At 67.5% G+C, this 23,850-nt stretch carries 24 protein-coding genes and 1 tRNA gene; 14 read left to right on the plus strand and 11 right to left on the minus strand.

The window, feature by feature from the left end:
* Positions 1-206: 206 nt before the first annotated feature.
* Positions 207-1,616: a signal recognition particle protein gene (ffh, locus tag FHR95_RS07245; protein WP_040184924.1), complete on the minus strand. Its 1,410-nt coding sequence runs from the start codon at positions 1,614-1,616 to the stop codon at positions 207-209.
* A 225-nt stretch (positions 1,617-1,841) separates the two neighbouring features.
* Between ffh and FHR95_RS07250 the strand changes: the two genes are divergently transcribed.
* A complete protein-coding gene (locus FHR95_RS07250) occupies positions 1,842-2,642 on the plus strand; it encodes a cytochrome C assembly family protein (protein WP_040184923.1) in 801 nt (266 codons plus the stop codon).
* A gap of 77 nt (positions 2,643-2,719) precedes the next feature.
* A complete protein-coding gene (locus tag FHR95_RS07255) occupies positions 2,720-4,003 on the plus strand; it encodes an HlyC/CorC family transporter (protein WP_040184922.1) in 1,284 nt (427 codons plus the stop codon).
* A gap of 3 nt (positions 4,004-4,006) precedes the next feature.
* Here FHR95_RS07255 and FHR95_RS07260 read toward each other — a convergent pair whose 3' ends face one another.
* Both FHR95_RS07260 and FHR95_RS07265 read right to left on the minus strand, forming a co-directional pair.
* Complete coding sequence (locus FHR95_RS07260) at positions 4,007-4,651, minus strand: 1-acyl-sn-glycerol-3-phosphate acyltransferase (protein WP_040184921.1); 645 nt, start codon at positions 4,649-4,651, stop codon at positions 4,007-4,009.
* A 56-nt stretch (positions 4,652-4,707) separates the two neighbouring features.
* The gene (locus tag FHR95_RS07265) at positions 4,708-5,325 is read right to left on the minus strand and encodes a TetR/AcrR family transcriptional regulator (protein ID WP_040184919.1); all 618 of its coding nucleotides are present in this window, start codon (positions 5,323-5,325) and stop codon (positions 4,708-4,710) included.
* 188 nt (positions 5,326-5,513) lie between these two features.
* On the opposite strand from FHR95_RS07265, the gene FHR95_RS07270 reads away from it, so the two are divergent.
* Both FHR95_RS07270 and FHR95_RS07275 read left to right on the plus strand, forming a co-directional pair.
* Complete coding sequence (locus FHR95_RS07270) at positions 5,514-6,200, plus strand: SOS response-associated peptidase (protein ID WP_040184947.1); 687 nt, start codon at positions 5,514-5,516, stop codon at positions 6,198-6,200.
* Complete coding sequence (locus tag FHR95_RS07275) at positions 6,200-9,061, plus strand: insulinase family protein (RefSeq protein WP_425485276.1); 2,862 nt, start codon at positions 6,200-6,202, stop codon at positions 9,059-9,061. Before FHR95_RS07270 ends, FHR95_RS07275 begins: the two co-directional genes overlap by 1 nt.
* A 158-nt stretch (positions 9,062-9,219) precedes the next feature.
* Here FHR95_RS07275 and sbcB read toward each other — a convergent pair whose 3' ends face one another.
* The 4 genes from sbcB to minC form a co-directional block, all read right to left on the minus strand.
* A complete protein-coding gene (gene sbcB / locus FHR95_RS07280; RefSeq protein WP_183313905.1) occupies positions 9,220-10,710 on the minus strand; it encodes an exodeoxyribonuclease I in 1,491 nt (496 codons plus the stop codon).
* A gap of 173 nt (positions 10,711-10,883) precedes the next feature.
* On the minus strand, positions 10,884-11,135 hold the full coding sequence (gene minE, locus FHR95_RS07285) for a cell division topological specificity factor MinE (RefSeq protein WP_040184914.1): 252 nt from the start codon (positions 11,133-11,135) through the stop codon (positions 10,884-10,886).
* Positions 11,132-11,950, minus strand: a complete 819-nt coding sequence (minD, locus tag FHR95_RS07290; RefSeq protein ID WP_040184913.1) for a septum site-determining protein MinD — start codon at positions 11,948-11,950, stop codon at positions 11,132-11,134. The genes minE and minD overlap by 4 nt, the downstream gene beginning before the upstream one ends.
* Before the next feature lie 73 nt (positions 11,951-12,023).
* Positions 12,024-12,809 carry a septum site-determining protein MinC gene (minC, locus tag FHR95_RS07295; protein WP_040184911.1) on the minus strand — a complete coding sequence of 262 codons (786 nt, stop codon included), beginning with the start codon at positions 12,807-12,809 and terminating at the stop codon, positions 12,024-12,026.
* A 254-nt stretch (positions 12,810-13,063) separates the two neighbouring features.
* On the opposite strand from minC, the gene FHR95_RS07300 reads away from it, so the two are divergent.
* Complete coding sequence (locus FHR95_RS07300) at positions 13,064-15,844, plus strand: DUF349 domain-containing protein (protein WP_183313906.1); 2,781 nt, start codon at positions 13,064-13,066, stop codon at positions 15,842-15,844.
* Between the two features lie 103 nt (positions 15,845-15,947).
* On the opposite strand, the gene phbB is transcribed toward FHR95_RS07300, so the two are convergent.
* Complete coding sequence (phbB, locus tag FHR95_RS07305) at positions 15,948-16,694, minus strand: acetoacetyl-CoA reductase (protein ID WP_040184907.1); 747 nt, start codon at positions 16,692-16,694, stop codon at positions 15,948-15,950.
* A gap of 185 nt (positions 16,695-16,879) precedes the next feature.
* Between phbB and FHR95_RS07310 the strand changes: the two genes are divergently transcribed.
* Positions 16,880-16,956: transfer RNA gene (locus FHR95_RS07310), tRNA-Met, on the plus strand.
* A gap of 98 nt (positions 16,957-17,054) precedes the next feature.
* On the opposite strand, the gene FHR95_RS07315 is transcribed toward FHR95_RS07310, so the two are convergent.
* Positions 17,055-17,828, minus strand: a complete 774-nt coding sequence (locus tag FHR95_RS07315; protein WP_183313907.1) for a DUF3750 domain-containing protein — start codon at positions 17,826-17,828, stop codon at positions 17,055-17,057.
* 76 nt (positions 17,829-17,904) lie between these two features.
* Between FHR95_RS07315 and FHR95_RS07320 the strand changes: the two genes are divergently transcribed.
* Positions 17,905-18,843 (plus strand): tetratricopeptide repeat protein, encoded by a 939-nt coding sequence (locus FHR95_RS07320; protein ID WP_183313908.1) that lies wholly within the window; start codon positions 17,905-17,907, stop codon positions 18,841-18,843.
* Positions 18,844-18,933: 90 nt separating this feature from the next.
* Here the strand turns inward: FHR95_RS07320 and FHR95_RS07325 are convergent, their stop codons facing one another.
* Entirely contained in the window at positions 18,934-20,112 is a 1,179-nt protein-coding gene (locus FHR95_RS07325; protein ID WP_183313909.1) for a MalY/PatB family protein, read from the minus strand.
* A 43-nt stretch (positions 20,113-20,155) separates the two neighbouring features.
* Between FHR95_RS07325 and FHR95_RS07330 the strand changes: the two genes are divergently transcribed.
* Entirely contained in the window at positions 20,156-20,587 is a 432-nt protein-coding gene (locus tag FHR95_RS07330; RefSeq protein ID WP_183313928.1) for a hypothetical protein, read from the plus strand.
* A 7-nt stretch (positions 20,588-20,594) separates the two neighbouring features.
* On the opposite strand, the gene FHR95_RS07335 is transcribed toward FHR95_RS07330, so the two are convergent.
* Entirely contained in the window at positions 20,595-20,936 is a 342-nt protein-coding gene (locus tag FHR95_RS07335; RefSeq protein ID WP_183313910.1) for a hypothetical protein, read from the minus strand.
* Positions 20,937-20,985: 49 nt separating this feature from the next.
* On the opposite strand from FHR95_RS07335, the gene FHR95_RS07340 reads away from it, so the two are divergent.
* From FHR95_RS07340 to FHR95_RS17295, 6 genes are all read left to right on the plus strand, one after another.
* Positions 20,986-21,810, plus strand: coding sequence for a hypothetical protein (locus FHR95_RS07340; RefSeq protein WP_183313911.1), 825 nt, complete (start codon positions 20,986-20,988; stop codon positions 21,808-21,810).
* Between the two features lie 59 nt (positions 21,811-21,869).
* Positions 21,870-22,277, plus strand: a complete 408-nt coding sequence (locus FHR95_RS07345) for an acyl-CoA thioesterase (RefSeq protein WP_040184891.1) — start codon at positions 21,870-21,872, stop codon at positions 22,275-22,277.
* Positions 22,274-22,744, plus strand: coding sequence for a Cys-tRNA(Pro) deacylase (gene ybaK, locus FHR95_RS07350; RefSeq protein WP_183313912.1), 471 nt, complete (start codon positions 22,274-22,276; stop codon positions 22,742-22,744). Before FHR95_RS07345 ends, ybaK begins: the two co-directional genes overlap by 4 nt.
* A gap of 68 nt (positions 22,745-22,812) precedes the next feature.
* Positions 22,813-23,139 (plus strand): hypothetical protein, encoded by a 327-nt coding sequence (locus tag FHR95_RS07355; RefSeq protein WP_040184889.1) that lies wholly within the window; start codon positions 22,813-22,815, stop codon positions 23,137-23,139.
* On the plus strand, positions 23,111-23,632 hold the full coding sequence (locus FHR95_RS07360) for a DUF501 domain-containing protein (RefSeq protein WP_183313913.1): 522 nt from the start codon (positions 23,111-23,113) through the stop codon (positions 23,630-23,632). The genes FHR95_RS07355 and FHR95_RS07360 overlap by 29 nt, the downstream gene beginning before the upstream one ends.
* A 36-nt stretch (positions 23,633-23,668) precedes the next feature.
* Complete coding sequence (locus FHR95_RS17295) at positions 23,669-23,791, plus strand: hypothetical protein (RefSeq protein WP_257125509.1); 123 nt, start codon at positions 23,669-23,671, stop codon at positions 23,789-23,791.
* Positions 23,792-23,850: the final 59 nt, after the last annotated feature.

The raw sequence follows: 23,850 nt of genomic DNA on the forward strand, positions 1-23,850 counted from the left end.
GGTTGCGGATGTTTCGGCCGAGGTGCCGGTACCCGGCTGGCCCTCGACGATCTGCTGTAGGAAGCGGGCCAAGGGCCCGGCTTCGGGTCATTCGGTCACGACGATGGCCGCGTGGGTCGCGGTCCTGCCAGTGAAGACGCGACATTCTACGGAAAACGACCCGACTTGGAAACCTTTTTGCAGGCGCCGGGCCAAGGCGGACCGGCTCAGCGCCAGGGCATGCCGCCGGGACCACCCATGCCACCGGGCCCCCCAGGGCCACCCGGGCCGCCGCCGCCCATCATGCCGGACATGCCGCGCATCATCTTCTGCATGCCGCCCTTCTTGCCCGCCTTCTTCATCATCTTCTGCATCTGCTTGTGCTGCTTGAGCAGGCGGTTGAGGTCCGGCACCTGCAGGCCGGCGCCGGCGGCGATGCGACGCTTGCGCGAGCCGTTGATGATCTCGGGCTTGCGCCGCTCCTGGGGCGTCATGGAGTTGATCAGCGCCTCGAGCTTGCCCAACTCCTTCTCGGGGCCGGGACCCTGCGCCATCTCGGCCATCTGGCCCATGCCCGGCAGCTTGCCCATCAGGCCGCCCATGCCACCCATCTTCTTGAGCTGCTGCAGCTGGTCGCGGAAGTCCTCGAGGTCAAAACCCTGGCCCTTCTTGACCTTCTTGGCCAGCTGCTCGGCCTTGTTCTTGTCGACGGTGCGCTCGGCCTCCTCGATCAGCGACAGCACATCGCCCATGCCGAGGATACGCGAGGCCACGCGATCCGGATGGAAGGGTTCGAGGGCATCGACCTTCTCGCCCACCCCCATGAACTTGATCGGCTTGCCGGTGATGTGACGCACCGAGAGTGCCGCGCCGCCGCGGGCATCGCCGTCGGCCTTGGTGAGGATCACGCCGGTCAGCGGCAGCGCCTCGTGGAAGGCCTTGGCGGTGTTGGCGGCATCCTGGCCGGTCATGGCATCGACGACGAACAGCGTCTCGTCGGGCACCACGGCCTTATGCAGCGCCTGGATCTCGGCCATCATCGCCTCGTCGATGGCCAGACGACCGGCGGTGTCGACCAGCACCACGTCGTGGAACTGGATCCGCGCGTGCTTGATCGCCGCCTCGGCAATAGCGACAGGCTGCTGGTCGGAGCGCGACGGGAAGAAGTCGACCTCGACCTCACGGGCCAGGGTCTCGAGCTGGTCGATGGCCGCCGGCCGGTAGACGTCGGCGGAAACCACCAGCACCTTCTTCTTCTCCCGCTCGCGCAGGTAGCGCGCCAGCTTGGCCACCGAGGTGGTCTTGCCCGCGCCCTGCAGGCCGGCCATCAGCACCACCGCAGGCGAGCCCTTGAGGGTCAACCCCTCGTTGGCCTCGCCCATGATCGCCTCGAGCTCCTGCTGGACGATCTTGACGAACTGCTGCCCCGGGGAAAGGCTCTGGGAGACTTCCTGCCCCACGGCGCGCTCACGGACACGGTCGATGAACGCCTTGACCACCGGCAGCGCCACATCGGCCTCGAGCAGCGCCCGGCGCACCTCGCGCAGGGTGTCCTTGACGTTATCCTCGGTCAGGCGCGCCTGACCCTTGATCGACTTGAGCGTCTGCGACAGACGCTCGCTGAGATTCTGGAACATGGGCCTCTCCACGAACGATGGCCGGAGAGCCGGCCCGGCAACGGCCGGCGACTCTCTGCAATGGTCGAAAATTATACGCCCTGTGGCCGCCAGTCTCCATGCATGGCGGGAACACCCGCGGCAGCGTGACACGCCGCCGCGCTGTGCGCGGCCGGGCGGATTCGGTATGGTAGGCGCTTGTTTCCACTCCATCAGGCGCTGGCAAAGGCGCACGGAAAGCGAACGATGCAGCCGCTATCACTTGCCGTCATGGCCTTCATCTTTTATCTCGGAGCCGCTTCCTGGCAGGGCCTGACCCTGATCCGGCGGGCGCCGCCGCGCGCCGCGCTAGTGCGCGTGCTCGGCCTGCTCGGCCTGCTCTGCCATCTGCCTCTGGCCGCTGCCCTGCTGGCCAGAGGCGACTCCCTGCTACCCGGCCTCTCCACCAGCGCGGTGCTGGCCAGCGGCCTGGCCGTGCTGGTGCTGCTGTTGGTCAGCCTGGTCAAGCCGGTCCTCAACGTCGCCACCGGGCTCTTGCCACTGGCCGGCCTGACGCTGCTGCTGGCCGTCGGCCTGCCGAGCCCCGAGCGCGGAACCGGCATGACCCCGGGCATCGCCCTGCATGCCCTGAGCAGCGCACTGGCCTTTGCCCTGCTGGCCATCGCCGCCATCCAGGCAGTGCTGCTCGGCATCCAGAACCAGGCGCTGCGCCACCATCACATCCGCGGCGTGGTCCAGTCGCTGCCGCCACTGACCACCATGGAGCGGATCCTCTTCGAACTGATCTGGGCCGGCATGATCCTGCTGACCCTGTCGATCGTCAGCGGCTTCCTGTTCCTCGACAACATGTTTGCCCAGCATCTCGCCCACAAGTCGATCCTGTCACTGGCCGCCTGGGTGATCTTTGCCACCCTGCTGTTCAGCCACCATCGACTGGGCTGGCGAGGCATGCGCGCGGTTCGCTGGACCCTGGGCGGCTGCCTGGTGCTGGCGATGGCCTACTTCGGCAGCAAGTTCGTGCTGGAGATCCTGCTCAATCGCGGCTGATCACCGGCAGCCGTCTTGACACCGGATGACCGACCCCCTACAACTCGAGCCTGATACGCCTTTGAGGACCCTTCGACTTGAGTGACGACTTCCCGCTGGGACTGCTGTTCGGCCTGCTGTTCCTGCTCGTCTGTCTTTCCGCCTTCTTCTCCAGTTCCGAGACCGGGATGATGTCGATCAACCGCTACCGCCTGAGCCACCAGGCGAACAGCGGTGAGTCGCGCGCCCAGCGGGTGATGCGCCTGCTCGCCAGGCCGGACCGGCTGATCGGCGTGATCCTGATCGGCAACAATCTGGTCAACAACCTGGCGGCTGCCATTGCCACCGTGCTGGCCATCCACTTCTTCGGGGAAGTCACTGGCCCGGCCATCGCGCCGCTGGTGCTGACCATCGTGATCCTGATCTTTGCCGAGGTCACGCCCAAGACCTATGCGGCGGTCAAGCCCGAGCGCATCGCCTACCCCGCCTCGCTGGTGCTCGAGCCGCTGCTCAAGCTGCTCTATCCGCTGGTGTGGATGGTCAACGCGATCTCCAATGGCCTGCTGCGCCTGCTCGGCGTGAAAAGCATCGACGGTGAAAGTGACAACCTCACCCGCGACGAGCTGCGCACCGTGGTACACGAAGCCGGCACCCTGATCCCGCGCCGCCACCAGGCAATGCTGCTGTCGATTCTCGACCTCGAGAACGTCACCGTGAACGACATCATGGTGCCGCGTCACGAGGTCATGGGCCTCGACCTAGATGACGATCTGGACGACATCCTCGCGCACATCCGCACCAGCCAGCACACCCGGCTCCCCGTCTACAAGGGCGACATCAACAACATCATCGGCATGCTCCACCTGCGCAACGCCGCGCGCTTCCTGTCGCGCGGCGAGGTGACCAAGGCCGCCATCGTCCAGGAGGCCCGCGAGCCCTACTTCATTCCCGAATCCACCCCGCTACACACCCAGCTGCTCAACTTCCAGAACCAGAAGCGGCGCATCGGGATCGTGGTGGACGAGTATGGTGACGTGGAAGGGCTGGTGACCCTGGAGGACATCCTCGAGGAGATCGTCGGCGAGTTCACCACCGACGTGGCGGGCCTGAACCAGGAGATCCACCCGCAGGAAGACGGCAGCCACGTGATCGACGGCACCGCCAACATCCGCGACATCAACAAGTCGCTGGGCTGGCAGCTGCCCACGGATGGCCCCAAGACCCTCAATGGCGTGATCCTCGAGCACCTGGAATCGTTCCCCGACGGGCCGGCCTGCCTGCAGATCGATAACGTGCGTATCGAGATCCTCGAGGTCCGCGACAACCTGATTACCGCCGCCCGCTGCTGGCAACCGGTGCGGCGCCCGATGCGCCGCGGCTGAGGCCTACCGCCCGGGGTCGATCCAGGCATCGGCCTCGGCCTTGAGCGCACGCACCCGAACCTCGACCGAGTGCCGATTCGCCTCGCCGGCCGGCACGGGCTCACCGAAGAACAGGGCCACGCGCGCCCGGAAGCGGCGAGGCGGCCCACTCAGCGCCTTGCCACCGTGGTGCGAGGTCCATGACCCCCACAGCCCGGCCAGCCCGGCGGGTATCACCGGCACCGCGTCCCGGGCCAGGATCAGTTCGAGCCCGCGGCGAAAGGCATGCACCTCGCCATCCGGGCTCAGGCGACCCTCGGGAAACACCATCACCACCTCGCCTTGGCGCAGCGCGCGACTCACTTCGACTAGCGCATGACGCACGCTGCCCGGATCACGGCGGTCGGCATCCACCGGAATCGCTCCTACCAAGCGGAACAGCCAGTTGAGCCAGGGCGACTCATAGATCGGCTTGTCCATCAGGAAGCGCATCGGCCGCGGGCTTGCTCCGCCCACCACCAGCGCATCCATGAAACTGACGTGGTTGCAGACGACTATGGCCGGGCCATGGGCGGGAATGTGATGGCGACCGCGAAAGCGCGGCCGATAGAGGAGGTGCACCAGTGCAAGGACCAGCCAGCGCAGGAAGGGGCGAGGTGTGCTGGCCATTCGCCAACTCCCCGCAACCACCGCCAGGCCCGAGAGCCCCCACAGCCAGGGGGTCATCACGGGCCGCCGGGGGCATGCCTGAGGCCGGCCAGGATGGTCTCGAGCAGCTGGTCGAGCAGCTCGCCCACCTCCAGCGGCGCGCCCTGCCAGTGCCCCAGGCGCTCGTTGAGCCCCAACTGGACCAGGCCATGGACGCTGCCCCAGAGGGTGCGACTCAGCCGCCGTGCCTCCAGGTCGTCCAGCGCCGGCTGGTACTCCTTGAGGGTCGCCTCCACGCGCAGGAAGAGACCCTCGATCATCTCGTTCTGGCGCTGGTCGAGCTCACCCTCCTGGGCCAGGGGGTAATCGAACAGCAGTTGCCAGCGATAGGCATCCTGGCGGGCAAACTGCCAGTAGGCCCTGGCCAGTGCCTTGAGCCGCTGCTCGGGGGCGAGGTCGGCGAGCAGCGGCTCGATCACCCCGCGCAGGCGCCCCAGGGTCTCGACGTTCACGTGCTGGAGCAGATTGCCGAAGCTGCCGTAGAGCTTGAGCAAGGTACTCGGGGCACAGCCTACCTCCCGGGCAAGGGCGCGCAGTGATAACGTATGCGCAGGATGCTCCTGCAGCCAGGCATCAGATGCGGCCATGACCTGAGCATGGAGGGCCTCGGGGGCATGCTGTCTGGGACGGGCCATCGGCTTCCTCGCAGGAACAGTGGCGGACATCGCGGTTGAGATCTCAAGGATACCCTCATCGAACACTGTTTTCGACGGGTATGTCGCGCGAATGGCGATACCCGTCGGCGTCAGAATGGTCGCCCACCTACCGCTTTTATCGCCTGGTCGACTTGGTTACCCTGGCGGCCCACCACCCCGGAGACCCCATGGCCGGCCGACTGCATATCGCTCCCCTCGAGCTCGAACGCGAGCTCCCCGACCTTGTTGCCGAGACCAGCCTGATCACCGGCGCCAACCTGGCCCCACGCCGCCCCGTGTCGATCCTGCGCCTGGAGGGCGGCCGACCACGCCTGACCAACGCCTTCTGGGGGCTCACGCCTCCCTGGCTGAAGGTACTCGACCACGCTCCCCACTGCGCCCGGGCTGAAGCGCTGACGGCCCGCCCCATGTTTCGTGAGGCCTTCGGCGCACGCCGCTGCCTGGTGCCGGCCAGCGGCATCTACGTCTGGAAGTCGCAGCCTCGCTTCAAGCAGCCCTATCTGGTGACCCGCGCCGACCGTGGCCCGCTGCTGCTGGCGGGGCTCTGGTGTCGTTTTCACACCACGCTAAGTGAGTACAACGATTCCATGGCGCTGATCACGGTGCCCACGCCCCGGCTACTCGCCCCGCTCACCGACCGCCTCCCGGCGGTGATCCGCCCCGAGGACGCCCACCGCTGGCTCGATCCGCAGACTCCGCTGGATGAGGCCCAGACACTGCTAGCCCCCGCTCCCGGGGAACTCCTGGGCGCGTTTCCGGTATCAAGACGAGTGAATGATCCTGCCAACCAGGATCCGGCCTGCGCCCACCCCACCGGGCCCATGCTGCGCCAACCTCTTCCACAGGAGCGATAATGACACAGCCCTTGCCTGCCCCCTTCCACGCATCACGCCGCCGGCTTGCCTGGCTCACCATGACGGTGGCCCTGTTGGCAGGCCTGATGACCAGCCTGGCGGCCCATGCCGAGACGCCCGAATCGACCACCGCCGTGGACAAGGTCGTCTCGCCGCGGGTCAGCCCCCACGATGACCGCGAATATCGCGCCCTGACCCTCGACAACGGCCTCAGCGTGCTGCTGGTCAGCGATTCACAGGCCGACCGGGCCGCCGCCTCGCTGAATGTCGGCGTGGGCAGCGCCCAGAATCCGGAGGACCTGGCCGGCCTGGCCCACTTCCTCGAGCACATGCTGTTTCTGGGTACCGACGCCTACCCCGAGTCCGATGCCTACCAGGCCTACCTGTCGCGCCATGGTGGCAGCCACAATGCCTTTACCGCGCCCCATGACACCAACTACTTCTTCGACATCGAGGCCGACGCTCTGCCCGGTGCCCTGGACCGGTTCAGCCGCTTCTTCATTGCACCGCTGTTCAATGCCGATCGCCTGGAGAGCGAGCGCAACGTGGTGCACTCCGAGTACCAGGCCCGCATTCGCGATGACGGGCGTCGTGCCCAGGACGTGCTCGATCAGCTGCTCAACCCCGACCATCCCACTACCGGCTTCTCGGTGGGCAGTCGCGAGACCCTGGCCGACCGCCCCGAGGGCGAGCCGAGCCTGCGCGAACAGGTAATCGACTTCTACGAGGCGCACTACGGGGCCAACGTGATGCACCTGGCCGTGGTCGCTCCCCAGTCCCTCGATGAGCTGGAGGGCATGGTCACCGAGCGTTTCGCCGAGGTCCCGGATCGCGGCCTTTCCCGACCGGTCATCGAGACACCACTGGTGGAAGAGGCGTCGCTGCCACGTGCCGCCGAGATGCAGTCGGTACGCGACAGCCAGCGCGTCACCTTCCTGTTTCCGGTGCCCGATCCCGAGCAGGCCTATCGCCACAAGCCGGCCGACTATCTGGCCTACCTGCTGGGTCACGAAGGCGAAGGCAGCCTGCTCGCGGTGCTACGCGACGCCGGCTGGGCCGACGGGCTCTCCGCCGGCGTGACACGCGCCGACGGTCGCCATGCGCTTTTCACCATCGACATCAGCCTGACTCCTGACGGCGCCCAGCATCTCGACCGCATCCAGCAAAGCCTGTTGGCTACCATCGAGCTGATCCGCCGCTCAGGCCTGGAAGCCTGGCGCTATGCGGAGCAGGCACGCCTGGCCGACCAGCAGTTCCGCTTCCAGCAGCACGGCTCCCCCCAGGGCGACGCCATGCGCCTGGCCATGAACCTGTCGCGCTATCCGCTGGAGGATGTCAACGTCGCGCCCTACCTCATGGAAGGCTTCGACCGCGAGCTGATCCAGCGCTGGCTCGACAATCTGCGGCCCGAAACGCTGCTGCGGCTCTACAGCGGCCCGGAGGTCGAGGGCGAGCGGGTCTCGCCCTGGTTCGATGCCCCATGGCGCGAGGTCGCGGCAAGACTCGATGGCGAACCGCTGGCGGGCCTCGCCCTGCCAACCCCCAACCCGTATATCGCCGAGGACCTCGCGCTGCTCAACGTCCAGGATGCGGCACCCAAGAAGCGGGTCGAGGCACCGGGCGTCACGCTCTGGCACAAGGCGGACACCACTTTCGACACCCCCAAGGTGGAGTGGCGCTTCAGCCTGCAACATCCCGCCGCCAGCCGTGAAGCCCGCGAGGCGGCGCTCACCCGCCTGCTTGCCGGCTGGCTCGGCGATAGCCTCAACGAGACCCTCTATCCGGCGCGTCTGGCCGGCCACCAATTCGAGGCCTACGCCCACGCCCGCGGCATCACGCTGTCGTTCTCCGGCTGGCGCGACCGCCAGGATCGGCTGATCGCGCGGGTCCTTAGCCAGCTTCAGGAAGGTGAGATCGACCCGGCGAGCTTCGACCGAGTGCAGTACCGCCTGCAGCGCGAGTGGCGCAACGCTCCCCAGGATGCCCTCTACCGTCAGGCACATCGCACCCTGGCCGAGGCCCTGGTGCGCCCGCAGTGGCCCACCGATGCCCTGCTCGAGGCGAGCCACGAGCTTGGCGTGGAGGACCTGCGCGACTTCCGCGAGCGCTTCCTGGCCGACTTGCGCCTGGAAGCCATGGCCGTCGGCAACCTCGACGCCGGCCTCGCCGAGCGCGAGGCGCGCCAGGTCGCCGAGGCGCTCTCCCCTTCCCTGGCGGACGATGAGATCCCGGAGCTGGTCCCGCTGCAGGCGGACGAGCTGCCGGCGCTGACGCCGGCCACCACCCGAGAGGAATCGCTGGTGCTGCGCTACCTGCAGGGGCCAGACCGCTCACTGGAGAGCCAGGCACGCCTGGCGGTGCTGGGCCAGCTCCTGGAAACGCCCTTCTATCAGCGCCTGCGCACCGAGGAGCAGCTCGGCTATGTGGTCAACGCGAGCTATTCACCGATGCTGGACGCACCCGGCATCAGCCTGCTGGTGCAGTCTCCCGATACGCCGAGCGAGGCGATCCAGGCCCGCATCGATGCCTTCCTGGACGACTTCGGGGAGCGGCTTGCGGCACTCGATGAGCAGGCCCTGGCCCCCTATCGCCAGGCCGTGCACGACGAGCTGATGCAGCGCGACACCAGCCTCTCGGGACGCACTAACCGTCTGTGGCGTGCACTCGCCTATGGGGACACCGCCTTCGACCGCCACCGCCGCCTCGCCGAACAGGCCCTGGCTGTGAGCGCCGAGGAGCTGCGCGAGAGCTGGCCGACGCTGCGCAAGGGTGGCGTGGCGCGGGTCAGCTTCGACCCGGGTGACGAGCCCAGCGACGTGCTCGCGCTGAGCCGAGACCTGGCGCCGTTGCCGGAAGAGTAAGCCCGGCTGCGCCGGGATCTGGAAGCTGGAAGAAGTGAGCGCGCTTGTGAATGGTGAGCGGCTGGAAGGTTGGATAAATCTTGTGGGAGCACAGCTTGCTGCGCGATTGGAGGCCGAAGGCCTCCCGGTTAATGACGCCGTGCAACGCGCCCGGCCCGCTAGTCGAAGGCCTGGGGCGGCATGATGGCCTCCACATGCATCACCAGCTCTTCCAGGATCTGCCGGTCGCGGTCAGACAAAGGCACGCTGTTGAGCCGCTCGATCTCGCGAGCGAACCCCTTGAGCGTGAGGCCGGCGATGGCCGGATCATTCATGCGCTCCCAGCGGAAGCTCTCCCACCGCGCCTGTTCCTCGCTCTCCAAGGTCTCCGGATAGCTGCGGGCCCGATAGCGGAACAGCATCTCCTCGAGGCGCGGATCCTGGAAGGCGAAACGCGCGCCCACCAGGTCCCAGGGGTCGGTCTCGCGCACCCGCTGCATCTGCTGGCGATCCGCCGGCGAGAAGAAGCCACCGGCATAGAGCATCAGGTCCGGGTCGTGCGGCGGCTCGGGAGGCGGCGCGGCAAACACCTCGGCGACGCGAGCCGCCACCTCTGGGTGAGTCGAGAGCCGCTTCCAGTGGCTGCGGCAGGTGTCCAGATCCAGCCCCAGACGTTCGACGATCGCGCCATACTCGCCCTTGTGTGGCCCCGTCACGTCCTTGAGGGCGCTGGCCGGAAACAGCACCGGGCACTTGTTGAGGTGGATTACCTTCAGCGGGATGCGCTCGGCCCCTTCCGCCAGGTCATCGTTACTGACGAAGACCCGCTCACGGATCTGCTCCGCGCTGAGCTCCAGCAGCGGAGCCGGGTCCATGGAGAGATCGAAGACGATCACTCCGTTGGGGTTGGTGGGATGCTCGGCCAGCGGCATGACCAGGGCACTGCAGCCACGGCTCGCCGGATAGCGTCGCGAGATATGCAACACCGGCTTGCGACCGGGCAGGTCCAACTGGCGGGCGACGGCCCGCTTGCCGCGCAGCGCCAGCAGATAGTCGAAGAGCTTGCGGTTGCACTCCCGCAGCAACCTGGCCAGGGCGATGGTGGCACGCACATCGGCCAGGGCATCGTGGGCCCCGGCATGGGCAATACCGTTGGCCGCCGTCAGGTGCTCCAGCTTGAAGCTGGGTGCGCCATCGTCGCGTGTCGGCCACTCGATGCCGTCGGGGCGCAGGGCATGGAAGGCCCGCACCACGTCGATCAAATCCCAGCGCGAGTTGCCGTTCTGCCACTCTCGGGCATAAGGATCGAGCAGGTTGCGGTAGAAGAGGTGGCGGCTCACCTCGTCATCAAAGCGCAGGCTGTTATAGCCCAGGGCACAGGTGCCCGGCTCGCTCATGGCTGCTTCGACCGCACCGGCGAACTCCCCCTCGGGCAGGCCGCGGCGGCGCGCCTGCTGAGGCGTGATACCGGTGATCAGGCAGGCCTGGGGATGGGGCAGGAAGTCATCGGCCGGCTTGCAGAAGAGCTCGAGAGGCTCACCGATCTCGTTGAGGTCGGCATCGGTACGAATGGCCGCGAACTGGGAGGGACGGTCGCGACGTGGATCGGCACCGAAGGTCTCGTAGTCATGCCACAGGAAGGACTGCGGGGCGGCGGTGGACTGCGCCATGGGCGGGAGCTCTCCGAAGGGCGTGGGTTCAGGGCACCCAGCCTAGCACAGCCCGGTGGGCGGCTCAGCCGACGAGGATCGCCCAAAAGCGCTCGTCGCGTCCTGTTCGGAACGCCTGCTCAGCGCCTTCTGCTCGGGGCTCTCTACTCAGCCTTTTCGCTCAGGCTTTTCATTCAGGACTTGGGCAGGGTCACGTTCAGCTCCAGCACCGAGCAATTGTCCTCGCTGTCGAGGGTGATGTTGACCGCGTCGTCATCGATCTGCACATAGCGGCGGATCACCTCCAGCAGCTCCTTCTCCAGCAGCGGCATGTAGTCCGGCTGCCCCCGCTGGGTGCGCTGATGGGCGACGATGATCTGCAGCCGCTCCTTGGCGACCGACGCGGACTTCTTGCGCTCTCGCTTCAGGAAATCGAGCAACTTCACCGGCGGGTTCCTCCAAACATGCGACTCAACAGGCTCTTCTTCTGATACTCGTGGAAGCGCAGCGGCACTTCCTCGCCCAGCAGGCGGGCCACGGTGTCGGCATAGGCCTGGCCGGCATCGCTGTCGTCATCGTGGGTCACCGGCACCCCCTGGTTGGACGCCCGCAGCACCGCCTCCGACTCCGGGATCAGGCCGAGCAGATCGATGGCCAGGATCTCGCGAATATCCTCCAGGTTGAGCATGTCTCCCAGGTCAACCCGGCCCGGATTGTAGCGGGTGATCAGCAGGTGCTCCTCGATCGGATCCTCGCCCCGCTCGGCGCGCCGCGTCTTGGAGGCCAGCAGGCCGAGGATGCGGTCGGAGTCGCGCACCGAGGAAACCTCGGGATTGGTGACCACGATCGCCGCGTCGGCGAAGTACATGGCCAGCTGGGCGCCGCGCTCGATACCGGCCGGAGAGTCGCAGATGATGAAGTCGAAATCCTGATTGAGGGTCTCGAGCACCTTCTCGACGCCCTCCAGGGTCAGGGCATCCTTGTCGCGGGTCTGGGAGGCCGGCAGGATATGCAGGTTGTCAACCCGCTTGTCGCGGATCAGCGCCTGATTCAGCCCCGCCTCGCCCTGGATGACGTTGACCAGGTCGTAGACCACGCGACGCTCGCAGCCCATGATCAGGTCGAGGTTGCGCAGCCCCACGTCGAAATCGATGACCACAGTCTTCTTGCCGCGCAGCGCCAGCCCAGTGGCGATGGCGGCTGCGCTGGTTGTCTTGCCGACCCCACCTTTGCCGGAGGTCACAACGATGATCTTGGCCAAGTGTCGCATCCTGTCTTGTGATGGTGTGAAGGAAATGGTGGTGCCAGTGCAACGGCCCCGACGGCGGCCGAGATCAGGACAGCGGCGTGATGCCCAGCTGGTCGTCGCTCAGCCTGACCTGCACGGTGGTACCCAGCAGCCGCGGGTCGATGTCTTCGAGGCGCTTGTAGTTGCCGGCCACCGAGAGCAGCTCGGCATGCAGTTCGCGACAGAAGATACCGACCTGGGCATCGCCATGGATGCCGGCCAGGGCGCGCCCGCGCAGGGCACCATAGACGTGTACGCTGCCGGCGGCGAGCACCTCGGCACCGGCATTGACCGCTCCCACTACCACCAGATCTCCTTCGGGCGCGGTCACCTGCTGACCTGAACGCACCGTGCCGCGGTAGATGCGACCGCCCGCCGTGGTGCCGGGCGGCGCGTCGGGCAGCACGGGCTCGCTGGTCGATTCTGGCGACTCCGACGGCGGTGCCGGCTCGTGCTCAGCGGCGTCGCCGTCAGCGACCACGCTCTCCAGGGGTCGCGGGCGCGAGACCTCCTGAGGCGGGAACCAGCCCAGCCCCAAGGCCCAGGCCGACTGCTTGACCGGATCGGGCCCACCGCGCACCGCCACCGGCAGCAGCTTGTGGGCTCGACACACCGCACAGATCCGCTCCAGGGCCAGGTGCGGTTCATCGAGCTTCTCGACGTTGAGAACGACCGGGGTATGCTGGAAGAAGGCCGGCGACTGGCTGAGCTTGCTCGCGAGCTGCTCGCGAATGCGCTCTGGATCGGCGCTGGTCAGCTCCATGACCGTCATCGGCAGCATCCCCCCCTTGAAGGTGAATGCCATGCTGTCCCTGTCCACATTGAGACTCATTGCCGAACTCCACGTCGGGTGATGATCGGGGTATAGCCACAAAGCTAAGCGAGTGGCTGCGCCCCTGCAACCGATCATACGGTCAAGGGCGGCGGTTGTCAGTGTCTCCGGATAGCCACACCTCACAAGGGCCGCACTTTTCTGTCGCGTCGGCACGTGCTTAGATAGCCTCCTCTCAGGCCCGATGCCGTTGCCATCAACAACAACGAGCTTCCCGCACCCGCCGGGGAGCGCTCCCTTCGTCAGGATGCCCCATGCCAGGACTCCTCAGTCGCCTGTTCGCCCCGCGCTGGAAACACCCGGACGCCGACGTCCGCCGCCAGGCGGTGGCGCGCCTTGACCCGTCTAACGATGACCAGCGCAGCGCCCTCGAACAGCTCGCTCTCGACCCCGACGCCGGCGTGCGCGAGGCAGCCCTGAGCCGCCTGGAGGACCCTGAACGCCTGCTGACACTGTGCCAGCAGGAGGCCGCTTCACCAGAGCTGCGTCGCCATCTGGTCGCCCTGCTTGCCGGCCGCCACGGCCAGCATGACCTACCCGCACGCATCGCCCTGGTGGAGCGCCTCGAAGACACCGAGTTGCTCAATGAACTGGCTCTGCAGGGTGACAATCAGCAGCTTCGCCTCGCCGCCCTGGAGCGTCTAGAGGCGGAAGAGGACCTGATCCGTCAGGCGTGCGATAACGGCATCGCCGCCGTGCGGCATGCGGCCGCCGCGAGGGTCGAAAGCGAGGCTGGGCTCTCTCGCCTGGCCCATGAAGCCCGCCGAGACCGCCAGGTGGCCCGCAAGGCGCGCGAACGTCTCAACCGCCTGCGGGCCGACGCCGCCTCACTGGCAGCCGCCCGGGAACGCCGCGAGGCCCTGCTCGCACAACTCGAGAATCACGCCGACAGCCCCTGGGAGCCGCTCTATGCCGGCCGCTTTCGTCATCTGATGCGCGAATGGGCCAAGCTCGAGGACCTGCCCGATGCCCGACAGGAACAACGCTACCAGGATGCCTGCCTGCAGTGCCGCAAGGTCATCGGCGATCATGAGGCCCAGGAGCATGCGCGGGAGGCGGACCACCGTCAGCGCGAAAGTGCCGACCAGACGCGGGAGGCGCTGGTCGAGGCCCTGGAGGAGAGCCTTCAGGGTTTGCAGCAGGGCGACCAGCTTACCGACCAGGACATCGCCAGCCTGCGCGCCCAGAAGCGCCTGCTGGCCACACGCTGGCAGGCCCTCTCCGAGCAGCACCTGGCCGATGAAGCGCTGCGTGAACGCTACGATCGGGCGCTTGCCGCCTATGAAGCGATCGTCCAGGCAAGAGTTCGCCTGGACGAGCGTGCCGACGCCATCGAGCAGGCCCTCGCGGATGGCGACGACGAGCGCCTCAAGGCGCTGGTCGAGGCCTGCGAGTGGCCACAGGGACTGGCGCCGGCGCCGCTGCTGACGCGTGCCAGGCAACGCCTCGCCACCCGGCGCCACCAGCAAGATAATGATCTGACTGCTCGCCTGTCGCGCTTCGGCGAAGAACTCGAGCAGCTCGAACGCCTGCTGGAGAATGGCGCCTTCAAGGGCGCCAGTCGCCTCTACCAGCGTCTGCGACAGCAGGCCGACCAGTTGCCCCACGCCCCCCTGCAGCCCTACGAGGCGCGACTCAAGCGCCTGGCGGCGCGACTCGCCGAGCTTCGCGACTGGCGCGGCTTCGTCGCCGGTCCCAAGCGCGACCAGCTGTGCCAGGCCATCGAGGAGCTGGCCGACAACGCGGCGCCCACCGAAGCCGAGCTCGACCGCCGGCATCGTCAGCTGGTCAAGGAGTGGAAGGCGCTGGGCGATGCCGCCGCCAACCGCGAACAGTCCGCGCGATTCCGTGCCGCCTCCGATCGCATCCACGAACGCCTGGCCCCATGGCGTGAGCAGCAGCAGGCCGAGCGCCAGCGCAATCTGGAAGCCCGCGAGGCACTGTGTGAACAGCTCGAGACGCTGCTCGAGCAGCCCGCCCATGAAGCCGATCCCGATGCGCTTCGTGAAATCCGCGATCGCTCACGAGAGCAGTGGCGACGCTTCACTCCGGTGCCTCGCGATCAGGCGGAGGCCATCGGCCGCCGCTTCGGTCGCATCCGCCACGAGCTCCAGGCGCTGATCGACCGGCGCGCCCACGAGATCGCCGAGGCCAAGCGTGACCTGATCGAGCAGACCCGCGAGCTGCTGGCCCGCGACATGCCGGCCAACCAACGGGCCGATCAGGCCAAGGGACTTCAGCATCGCTGGCGCGCGCTGGGACGCGCGCCCAAGGGCGAGGAACAGACCCTGTGGCGTGAGTTCCGGACCCTGTGCGACGAGATCTTCGCCAGCCGAGAGGCGGCTCGGGATGACCAGGCCCAGCGCAGCCGGGCTCGGCTGGATGCCATGCAGGCGCTGATCGACCGGCTCGACAGCTGGCATCCGTCGCACAGTCACGAGTCTGGCGTGCTGGACGAGGCGGCCCGCGAAGCCACGGCACTCGAGCCCCTGCCCTCGGGACGGCGCAGCGAGGGCATGCGACGCCGCTGGACCGGCATCGTGCGGGCCCGCCGTGACCGCCTGGAGCGCCTGTCGCTGGCCGAGGAAGCCGAGCGCTGGCAGGCCATCCGGCCTTTGCTCAATGCCCATCTGCAGGCGGACGCTCAGTATCTGGCCGGTGGTCCCGTCGAAGAGGTAACGCTTCCGGAAGGGCTGGCCCTGCCAGCCGCACTGCGCAACGCCCACCAACGCCGCAACGCCGCCCGTCGATGCGCTGAGGACGACGCGGCAGAGGAGCGTCTGTCACGTCTGCGGGCTCATCTGTCGCTGCTGGCCGGCGGTCGGGTCAATCAGCGTGACGAACCCCTGCGCCTGGCCATTCAGGTCGAACGCCTCAACGACAGCCTGAGCCAACAGACCTCACGCGCCGAGGAGCTGCACCAGATACTGGCCGACCTGCTGGCCACCGGCCCGATGCCCACGGGGCTGTGGGAGCGTGAGGTGGGAGAGCTCGACCGCATGCTCGAAAGCCTGGCCGCATTACCCCCGCCCTGAGCGCAAACGCCACCCAGAGACAGCAAAGCGCGAGGCCAATGCCTCGCGCTTTGCTGTCTGCCGCCAGGGTCTCCGGCGGCAGAGGCATGTGGCGGCCGGGCGATCAGCCCATGAACTGCCCGCCATTGATGTCGATATTGGCGCCGGTGATGAAGCCGGACTCCTTGTCGGCGAGGAAGGTCACCAGGCGACCGATCTCCTCTGGCGTGCCGTAGCGCTTGACGGGAATAGTCTCGCGGATCGCTTCGCGGACCTTCTCTGGAATGTTCATGATCATGTCGGTGGCGATATAGCCGGGAGACACCGTGTTCACGGTGATGCCCTTGGTAGCGGTCTCCTGAGCCAGGGACATGGTCAGACCGTGCATGCCGGCTTTCGCCGCGGCATAGTTGACCTGGCCAAACTGACCCTTGCGGCCGTTGATGGACGAAATATTGATGATTCGGCCATAGCCATGCTCGAGCATGCCCTCGATCACGCTGCGGCAGGTGTTGAAGACACTGTTGAGGTTGGTGTCGACGACTTCGTGCCACTGCTCCGACGTCATCTTCTTCAGGGTGCCGTCCCGGGTGATCCCGGCGCAGTTGACCAGCACGCTGACAGGGCCGTGCTTCTCCTCGATCTCCTTGACCCCTTTCATGCAGGAATCAAAGTCGACCAGATCGATCCCGGCGATGTCGATATTATCGAAACCCTCGGACTTCTGGGTCTCCAGCCAGGCCTTGGCCTTGTCCGGGTTGTGGTATCCCGCAACCACCTTGTAGCCCTGCGAGGCCAGCGAACGACAGATAGCGCTGCCGATACCCCCGGTACCACCGGTGACCCAGGCGACGGGTGCTTGAGTTGTCATTGATTACCTCCCTGATATGCATGACGTCTGGCGAGGCGCCAGGCCGGCCATCACCAGTCTTGTTCGTTGATCTGTCATCTTGATGACAGCGCAGCAAGTATGGACCAGGGAGCGCCCTCGGGACGAGCGTTTGAAATCAATCCTTGACCAAAGGCGCATAGCCTGTAGAATACGCCCCACGTTGATGCGGGGTGGAGCAGTCTGGTAGCTCGTCGGGCTCATAACCCGAAGGTCATCGGTTCAAATCCGGTCCCCGCTACCAAATACCGAAAAAGCCGATTCCTGCGGGAGTCGGCTTTTTCATATGCGGCATGACCCTCGGTCATCGGCTCCCTGTCGTTTCAGAGTCAGCGGTCCCCGCTACCTGCTCCCCTCTCCTTTGATGGCCGGCGCCATGCCGAGCCGACCAATGCCCGGGAGCTTGAGCGCCGGGCGTCCCACATCGATGCCCAGCGCAAGAGCCAGCAGGCTGAGCTCGAGTCCCTCGTCGCGTCCCAGCGTCAGCCCCAGCAGGCCGCCCAGCGAGATGGTGACGCCGCGACCGCCGGGCGCCGTCGCGAGCACACCGTCGAACAGGTAGTCCTTGCCTACCGCGGTCACCGGCAGCGTTGCCTCGAGCCCCACCACTTCGCGCACCACCCAGGCGGTAAAGGTGTTGCTGTTGGGCCCCGGCCAGGCACGATAGGTCGAGGGAGCCGGATAGGCCGCTACGGCCGCCTCGATCTCCGGAATCATCGCGGCCGCGACCTCGCCCCGGTAGTCGGCCAGCAGGGTGGTTGGGTTGCCGTACCAGGCCCGATCCGGCGTGGGGGTGGTGCGCGACTGCAGGACAGGCCGGCGCCAGCTGAGCAGCTGGTGCATCCGCCAGGCGTCGGCGCCGGCGTCGCGAGTGGCAATCCAGGTGTGCACGCCAAAGGCCCCGCGCCAGCCCCAGGCCCTGGCGGCATAGAGCTGCACCACCGCCTGCGAGGCCTCGGCAGGCGGTGGTGCCAGGCCCACCGGCGTACGGTCGGCCGAGGACCAGTGGCCACGACCTTCGACACGCTCGGTGGCCAGCATCCATAGTGGTCCGGCCAACAGCAGGGCGAGCATCAGCGCCAGTCCCGAGATCGCACGCAGAATTCGTCGCAGCATCGGCCGGCTCCCCTTGAAGTCGCGGGCGACCACCCGCATCTGTTAGACAAACTCATTCCACGCAAGGCCAGTGATCATGCCCATCGTCGACCCGCGTACCGGTGAGCCGCTCACCGATGACATTCCTGCCGGCGAGAGTGCCGGCGCCGCAGCTTCCGGCAGCCAGAGCGCCGAGATGATCATCGACGTCGACGCCAGCAACATCCAGCAGCTGCTCGAGACCTCGATGCAGGTGCCGGTGCTGCTCGACTGCTGGTCACCCTCGAGCGAGCCCAGCAAGAATCTGACGCCGATCCTCGAGAAGCTGGCCCGCGAGTACCAGGGCGCTTTCATTCTCGCCAAGCTCAACATCGACGAGAATCAGGAGATCGCCGGTCAGCTCGGCGTACGCTCGGCGCCGGACGTCAAGCTGATCAGTCAGGGCGGCCTGGTCGATCATTTCCAGGGGGCGCTGCCCGAGAAGCAAGTGCGCGAGTGGCTGGGTCGCTATTTCCCGGCACCGGAAGAGGCCCCGCAGAGCCCCGAGGATCAGGCCGCAGAGGCCCTGGCCGCCGGCGATGCCGCCACCGCCCGGAGCATCTACCAGGAACTGGTACAGCAATATCCCCAGCATACCCCCTACCAGGTAGAGCTTGCCCGCGCCCTGGTGGCCGATGGCCAGCCCGAAGAGGCCCGCACCCTGTTGGACAACCTCCCTCCCGAAGAGCGCGATGCGGCGCCGGCGCGTGGCGTGCGCGCCAGCATCGAGTTCGGCGAGCAGGCGCCCTCCGCCGAGGAGCTGGCGGCCATGGAGGGGCGTGACGACAGCGAGGCCCAGTACAAGCGTGCCCTGCGCCAGGTAGCCGATGGCCAGTACGAGGCCGGCCTGGATGCCCTGCTGGCGCTGATGAAGCGCGACCGCGCCTACGGAGACGATGCCGCCCGCCGCACCCTACTGCAGGTGTTCGATGCCCTGGGCGCCGACCATCCGCTGACGGTCGCCTACCGCCGCAAGCTCTTCGCGCTGCTTTACTGATTCCGTGAGGGGTGAGCGCTGCGCTTGTGAGGGGTGAGCGCAGCTGCGCGGCTGGTGAATAGTGAGTAGTTACCCCTCACCATTCACCACTCACCCGCCTAGCACGCCATCCAGCCGTTTCAGGGCCGCGTCCAGCTGCTTGGCCGTGGTGCCGAAGTTGAGGCGCACGAAGCCCGGCCAGCCGAAGTCGGCGCCGTCGGAGAGCGCGACGCCGGCCCGCTCGAGCAGCAGCCGCTGCGGTGCCCCCTCTAGCCTCTCGAGGGCTTGCGCCTCGCGCAGGTCGAGCCAGGCCAGATAGGTGGAGTCGGGCGGGCTCATGGCCACCCCGGGCCAGCCGGCCACCCGCTCGACGAGCGTCTGGCGGTGGCCGCGCAATACCGCAAGCAGCGCCTGTCGCCATGGCTCGCCATGGGCATGCGCGGCCTCGGCGGCGACCAGTCCCAGCACATTGCCGTCGGGCTGAAGCCCCTTGACCACCGCGGCGAAGCGTCGCCGCAAGGCGGCGTCGGGAATCACCGCGCAGGCCGTGGTGAGCCCTGCCAGATTGAAGGTCTTGGACGGCGCCCAGAGCGTCAAGGTACGCGAGGCCAGCTCGGGGAAGGCGGCAGCCAGCGGCACATGGCGCGCCCCCTCGTCGAGCAGCAGGTCGCAGTGCAGCTCGTCGGAGACCACGTAGAGATCGTGGCGTTCGACCAGCTCGGCAAGCCCCGCCAGTTCCTCGCGCGTCCACACCCGTCCGGTGGGGTTGTGGGGGTGGCACCACAGCAGTAGCCGGGTCTCGGGGGTGATGGCCGCTTCCAGCGCCGCGAGGTCGAGCCACCACGGCTCGCCGGGCGCGGCCGGGGCCTGCAAGGCCGCCTGCTGCGGCCGGCGTCCGGTGCGCTCGGCCACCCTCAGAAAGGGCGGATAGATGGGCGTCACCGTCAGCACGCCGTCGCCGGGGTCGGTCAGCGCCAGGCTCGCCATGTGCAGCGCCGGCACCACGCCCGGCAGCCACAGCTGCCAGTCGGGCTCGATGGCCCAGCCGTAGTGCTCGGCACTCCAGGCACAGAGGGTCTCGCGCAGCGAGTCGGGCACCAGGCCGTAGCCGAAGACGCCATGCTCGACCCGCGCCCGCAGGGCGTCGATCACCGCGGGGGGCGAGGCGAAGTCCATGTCGGCCACCCACAGCGGCAGTACGTCATCGCCGTAGCGATGCCACTTCTGCGAGGGCCAGTCACCGCCCGACGGGTGGCGACGCTCGACGGGCGTGGCAAAATCGAATTCCATGTGCAGCTCCGGATCCCAGAAGGCCAGTAATATGCCCGAGACCATGCCCCAAGACAGCTTCTATGCCAAGGTACGCCGCGGCCTGCCCGCCCTGGTTGCCCAGTGGCTAACCCTCGGCCAGGGGGATGCCGACCGCCTGGCCCTGCTGCTCGCCGAGACCGCCCGGGTGACTCGGCTCGGTCACCCCGAGCAGACGCCGGATGGCGATACCCTCACCGACTGGAGCCGTCCCGAGGGCGAGGAACCGCCCCTGTGGGCGGCGCGCACCGCCACCTTCCTGCTGGTACAGATGCCCGCCCGGCCGCTGCCGGCGAGTGACGACGAGGCCTGTGCCTGGGCCTACTGCTGGCTGCGCAACCGCGACTTCGAGGAGCTCGCCGCCGCCGAGCAGGCACTGCCCGGGCACCTGCGCGAGCCGCTGGCCGCCGCCCTGCGGGCCGCCTGGACCGACCTCAAGGGGCTGCGCCTGGTCTGAGGATCGACTAGCGCCGCCGCGCCGCCCGCTTCTTGGGGCGGAAGCCGTCGGGCTTGGTGGAGAGCCATGCGACGAAGGTCTGGATCTGCGGATGGGCCATCAACGCCGCCCGACTGCGATAATGGTCGGCCAGTTCGCGCTCGCCGAGTACCGCATGCAGGTGCTTGTGGCAGGCGTGGCAGACCCACAGGATGGCGGTGAGCCGCTCCGCCCGGTCTAAGCGTCGCCGGTAGCGGGCTTTGCCATGCAGGGCTCGCGGGATGAGGTGGTGGCGGGTCAACGGCGCGGCACGCCCACACAGTTCACAGGTCTCGGGACGCGGCGGTGGGGTAAGGTCGTGGTCGGCCATATGGGCCTCCGAGATTCCAGGACACTCCCGAAGGGATAAGGAAAACAGCATGGAAGTTCCGCTGAGCTGGCAGCTGGCCAAGCTGCTGGTATCAATCGGTGTGGTGCTCGGCCTCTCGGTGATCGCCGAGCGGGTGAGTACCCGCGTGGCCGGCCTGCTCGCCGGCTACCCCCTGGGCACCGCCATTGCGCTGTTCTTCATTGGCCTGGAGATCTCCCCGGCCTTTGCCACCCAGAGTGCCGTTCACACTCTGGCCGGCTTCACTGCCACCCTGGCGCTGGGTGGCGGCTACTTGCTCTGCGCCCGCCGCGACGGCCTCCCCGGGGTGCTCGCCGGCACCGCGGGTGGGCTCGCCGCCTGGCTGGCGGTAAGCCTGCTGCTGACCCAGGTGGAGTTCACCCGCCTGACCGGCACCCTGACCACCCTGGCGGCGATCCTCCTCTTCATTCGGCTCTACCGCCGGGTACCGGAAACCGCCACCGGCGCCCGCGGCGGCTTCAGCTGGGCGGCGCTGGGCCTGCGGGCCGCTCTGGCCGCCGGCATTATCTTCCTGATCACCGGCCTCGCCCACGTGATGCCGGCCGCCTGGGCCGGGGTCATGGCCGCCTTTCCGGTGACCATGTACCCCTTCCTGGTGATCCTGCACCTGACCCACGGCGCGGCGCCGGTCGCCACGGTGATCAAGCACTACCCGGCGGGGCTCGGCGCGCTGCTCTGGTACGCCCTGTGCGTCTCGCTGACCTACGACAGCCTGGGGCTGGTGCTCGGCACCCTGGTCGGCTTCGCCGTTGCCACCGCCTGGCTGCTGGCCTGGACCCGCCTGCTGGCCTGGCGCGCCGCGCGCCTGGCCGCACGACATCGCGCCGGGACTTGACCGAGCGCTTGCTCGGGGCAAAGCTATCAGGTTCCAATAATTCACAAGGACCCTCCCCGATGTTCACCCGCACCATCGAGCCCGCCTTCTACGACACCGATGCCCTGGGCCACGTCAATAACACTCGGCTGCCGGCCTGGTTCGAGCTGGCCCGCAACGACCTCTTCCGGCTCTTCACGCCGGACCTGGACCCGCGCAAGTGGCGCCTGATCATGGCGCGCATGGAGGTCGACTACCGGGCCGAGCTGCAATACGGCCGCGAGATCGAGATCCGCACCTATCTTTCCCGGCTCGGCAACAGCTCCTTCACGGTCAGTCAGGAAGCGCGTCAGGATGGCCTGCTGACCAACCTTGGGCATACCGTGCTGGTGCATTTTGACCATACGACCAAGAAGGCCGTCCCCATCGAGGGCGAGCTGCGCGAGGCCCTCGAAGCGCACCTCCAGGCGGAGCCGGCGGACGCATGACTCCCGCCGTGAAGGTCCTCGAGCGGGCCGGCATCGCGTTCAGCCTGGCCGAATACGACCATGACCCGCGCAGCCCCGCCTACGGCGAGGAAGCCGCGCGGGCGCTGGGCCTGTCGCCCGATGAGGTGTTCAAGACCCTGCTCGCCCGGCTCGACGACGGCCGCCTGGTGATGGCCATCGTGCCGGTCTCCGCCCAGCTCGATCTCAAGGCGCTGGCGCGCGCGGCCGACGGCCGCAAGGCCAGCCTGGCCGATCCCGCCGATGCCGAGCGCGCCACCGGCTACGTGGTCGGCGGCATCAGCCCGCTGGGCCAGAAGAAACGCCTGCCCGCCTTCCTCGATGCCAGCGCCGAGCGCCTCGCGACCCTGCACGTCAGCGGCGGTCGCCGTGGGCTGGAGATCTGCCTGGCGCCGGACGACCTGGCGCGGCTGCTCGGCGCTCGCTACGCTGCCCTGGCACGGCACTGAATCGCCGCCGAGCCGAACCTCGGCCTACGGTGTCACAACAGGACCGCCATTCACTGACGGGAGCCTCCATGGCCATTCGCTACACCCTCTGGCTGGACCCGGATGACACGCCCCGGCATCGCGCCGTCGAGGCCGACCTGAAGCGCTACTTCATCGCACGCTTCGCCGACTATCCCCATATCCGCTTGTTCGGCGCCGACCCTTACGATTATGATGCGCCGTTCAATCGCCTCTACGACGTGCTGATGGCGCGCGCCGGGGAATACTGCGAGCGGGAATGGCGCTATGTCCCCACCCCCGAGCAGCTCAACCGCGCCTTCTTCCTCGCCGTGGGGCATTCGAACAAGTTCGTACGGGACAACGACGATGGTGATCCGCACCGATCAGACCCCTGATGCCCGGCAGTTGGCGATCATCGCCGAACAGCTTGGCCGCGAACCCCGCGGTATCGAGGCCCTGGCCGCCACCGACGGCGAGGGTACCCCGCTGGTGCTGCGTATGGCGCCGATCGTCGATGGCAAGCCCTTCCCGACGCTCTACTGGCTCTGCTCCGAGCGCCTCAAGGTCGAGATTTCGCACATCGAGGCCGCCGGAGTGATCAAGCAGCTGGAAACACGCCTGCAGCAGGACCCCGACTTCCTGGCCGCCTACCACCGCAGCCACGCTGCCTACGTGGCCGCTCGCTGGGCGCACATGAGCGAGGCCCAGAAAGCGGACGTCGCCCGGCTGGGCTATGAGGGCGTGCTGACCGAGCGGGGTATTGGCGGCATCACCAACTGGGACCAGGTGCGCTGCCTGCACACCCAGTATGCCCACCACCTGTGCGGCGAGAACGTCATCGGCCAGTGGCTCGATGCGCACTACGGGGTAGTCGACTGCCTACCCTGACCCCCCGACCCTGACCCTTACCGAGGAAACCTACGGATGTACCTGGATACCCATGTGATTGCCAGTCTCGCGCTGATTGCCAGCATGCTCGTCATCAGCGGTGTGGGCGTGAAGCTGCTGCGCCAGGCCATGAAGCGAGATGCCTCAGGCTCTCATTGAGCCAGCCGGCTCACCGACCACCAGGGGCGCCGTTTCGGCGCCCCTGGCGTTTCCAGGCT

It is taken from the genome of Halomonas fontilapidosi, assembly GCF_014192285.1.
Classification (GTDB): Bacteria; Pseudomonadota; Gammaproteobacteria; order Pseudomonadales; family Halomonadaceae; genus Halomonas; species Halomonas fontilapidosi.

What these genes read in the sequence shown, in the direction of transcription:
- FHR95_RS07335 (WP_183313910.1), bottom strand. Translation starts at nt 20,936, where the DNA reads ATGGCCGACCACGACCTTACCCCACCGCCGCGTCCCGAGACCTGTGAA.
- FHR95_RS07340 (WP_183313911.1), top strand. Translation starts at nt 20,986, where the DNA reads ATGGAAGTTCCGCTGAGCTGGCAGCTGGCCAAGCTGCTGGTATCAATC.
- phbB (WP_040184907.1), bottom strand. Translation starts at nt 16,694, where the DNA reads ATGACAACTCAAGCACCCGTCGCCTGGGTCACCGGTGGTACCGGGGGT.
- FHR95_RS07360 (WP_183313913.1), top strand. Translation starts at nt 23,111, where the DNA reads ATGGTGATCCGCACCGATCAGACCCCTGATGCCCGGCAGTTGGCGATC.
- FHR95_RS07320 (WP_183313908.1), top strand. Translation starts at nt 17,905, where the DNA reads ATGCCCATCGTCGACCCGCGTACCGGTGAGCCGCTCACCGATGACATT.
- ybaK (WP_183313912.1), top strand. Translation starts at nt 22,274, where the DNA reads ATGACTCCCGCCGTGAAGGTCCTCGAGCGGGCCGGCATCGCGTTCAGC.
- FHR95_RS07250 (WP_040184923.1), top strand. Translation starts at nt 1,842, where the DNA reads ATGCAGCCGCTATCACTTGCCGTCATGGCCTTCATCTTTTATCTCGGA.
- FHR95_RS07315 (WP_183313907.1), bottom strand. Translation starts at nt 17,828, where the DNA reads ATGCTGCGACGAATTCTGCGTGCGATCTCGGGACTGGCGCTGATGCTC.
- ffh (WP_040184924.1), bottom strand. Translation starts at nt 1,616, where the DNA reads ATGTTCCAGAATCTCAGCGAGCGTCTGTCGCAGACGCTCAAGTCGATC.
- FHR95_RS07275 (WP_425485276.1), top strand. Translation starts at nt 6,200, where the DNA reads ATGACACAGCCCTTGCCTGCCCCCTTCCACGCATCACGCCGCCGGCTT.
- FHR95_RS07260 (WP_040184921.1), bottom strand. Translation starts at nt 4,651, where the DNA reads ATGGCCAGCACACCTCGCCCCTTCCTGCGCTGGCTGGTCCTTGCACTG.
- FHR95_RS07265 (WP_040184919.1), bottom strand. Translation starts at nt 5,325, where the DNA reads ATGGCCCGTCCCAGACAGCATGCCCCCGAGGCCCTCCATGCTCAGGTC.
- FHR95_RS07300 (WP_183313906.1), top strand. Translation starts at nt 13,064, where the DNA reads ATGCCAGGACTCCTCAGTCGCCTGTTCGCCCCGCGCTGGAAACACCCG.
- FHR95_RS07325 (WP_183313909.1), bottom strand. Translation starts at nt 20,112, where the DNA reads ATGGAATTCGATTTTGCCACGCCCGTCGAGCGTCGCCACCCGTCGGGC.
- sbcB (WP_183313905.1), bottom strand. Translation starts at nt 10,710, where the DNA reads ATGGCGCAGTCCACCGCCGCCCCGCAGTCCTTCCTGTGGCATGACTAC.
- minC (WP_040184911.1), bottom strand. Translation starts at nt 12,809, where the DNA reads ATGAGTCTCAATGTGGACAGGGACAGCATGGCATTCACCTTCAAGGGG.
- FHR95_RS17295 (WP_257125509.1), top strand. Translation starts at nt 23,669, where the DNA reads ATGTACCTGGATACCCATGTGATTGCCAGTCTCGCGCTGATTGCCAGC.
- FHR95_RS07330 (WP_183313928.1), top strand. Translation starts at nt 20,156, where the DNA reads ATGCCCCAAGACAGCTTCTATGCCAAGGTACGCCGCGGCCTGCCCGCC.
- FHR95_RS07270 (WP_040184947.1), top strand. Translation starts at nt 5,514, where the DNA reads ATGGCCGGCCGACTGCATATCGCTCCCCTCGAGCTCGAACGCGAGCTC.
- FHR95_RS07355 (WP_040184889.1), top strand. Translation starts at nt 22,813, where the DNA reads ATGGCCATTCGCTACACCCTCTGGCTGGACCCGGATGACACGCCCCGG.
- FHR95_RS07345 (WP_040184891.1), top strand. Translation starts at nt 21,870, where the DNA reads ATGTTCACCCGCACCATCGAGCCCGCCTTCTACGACACCGATGCCCTG.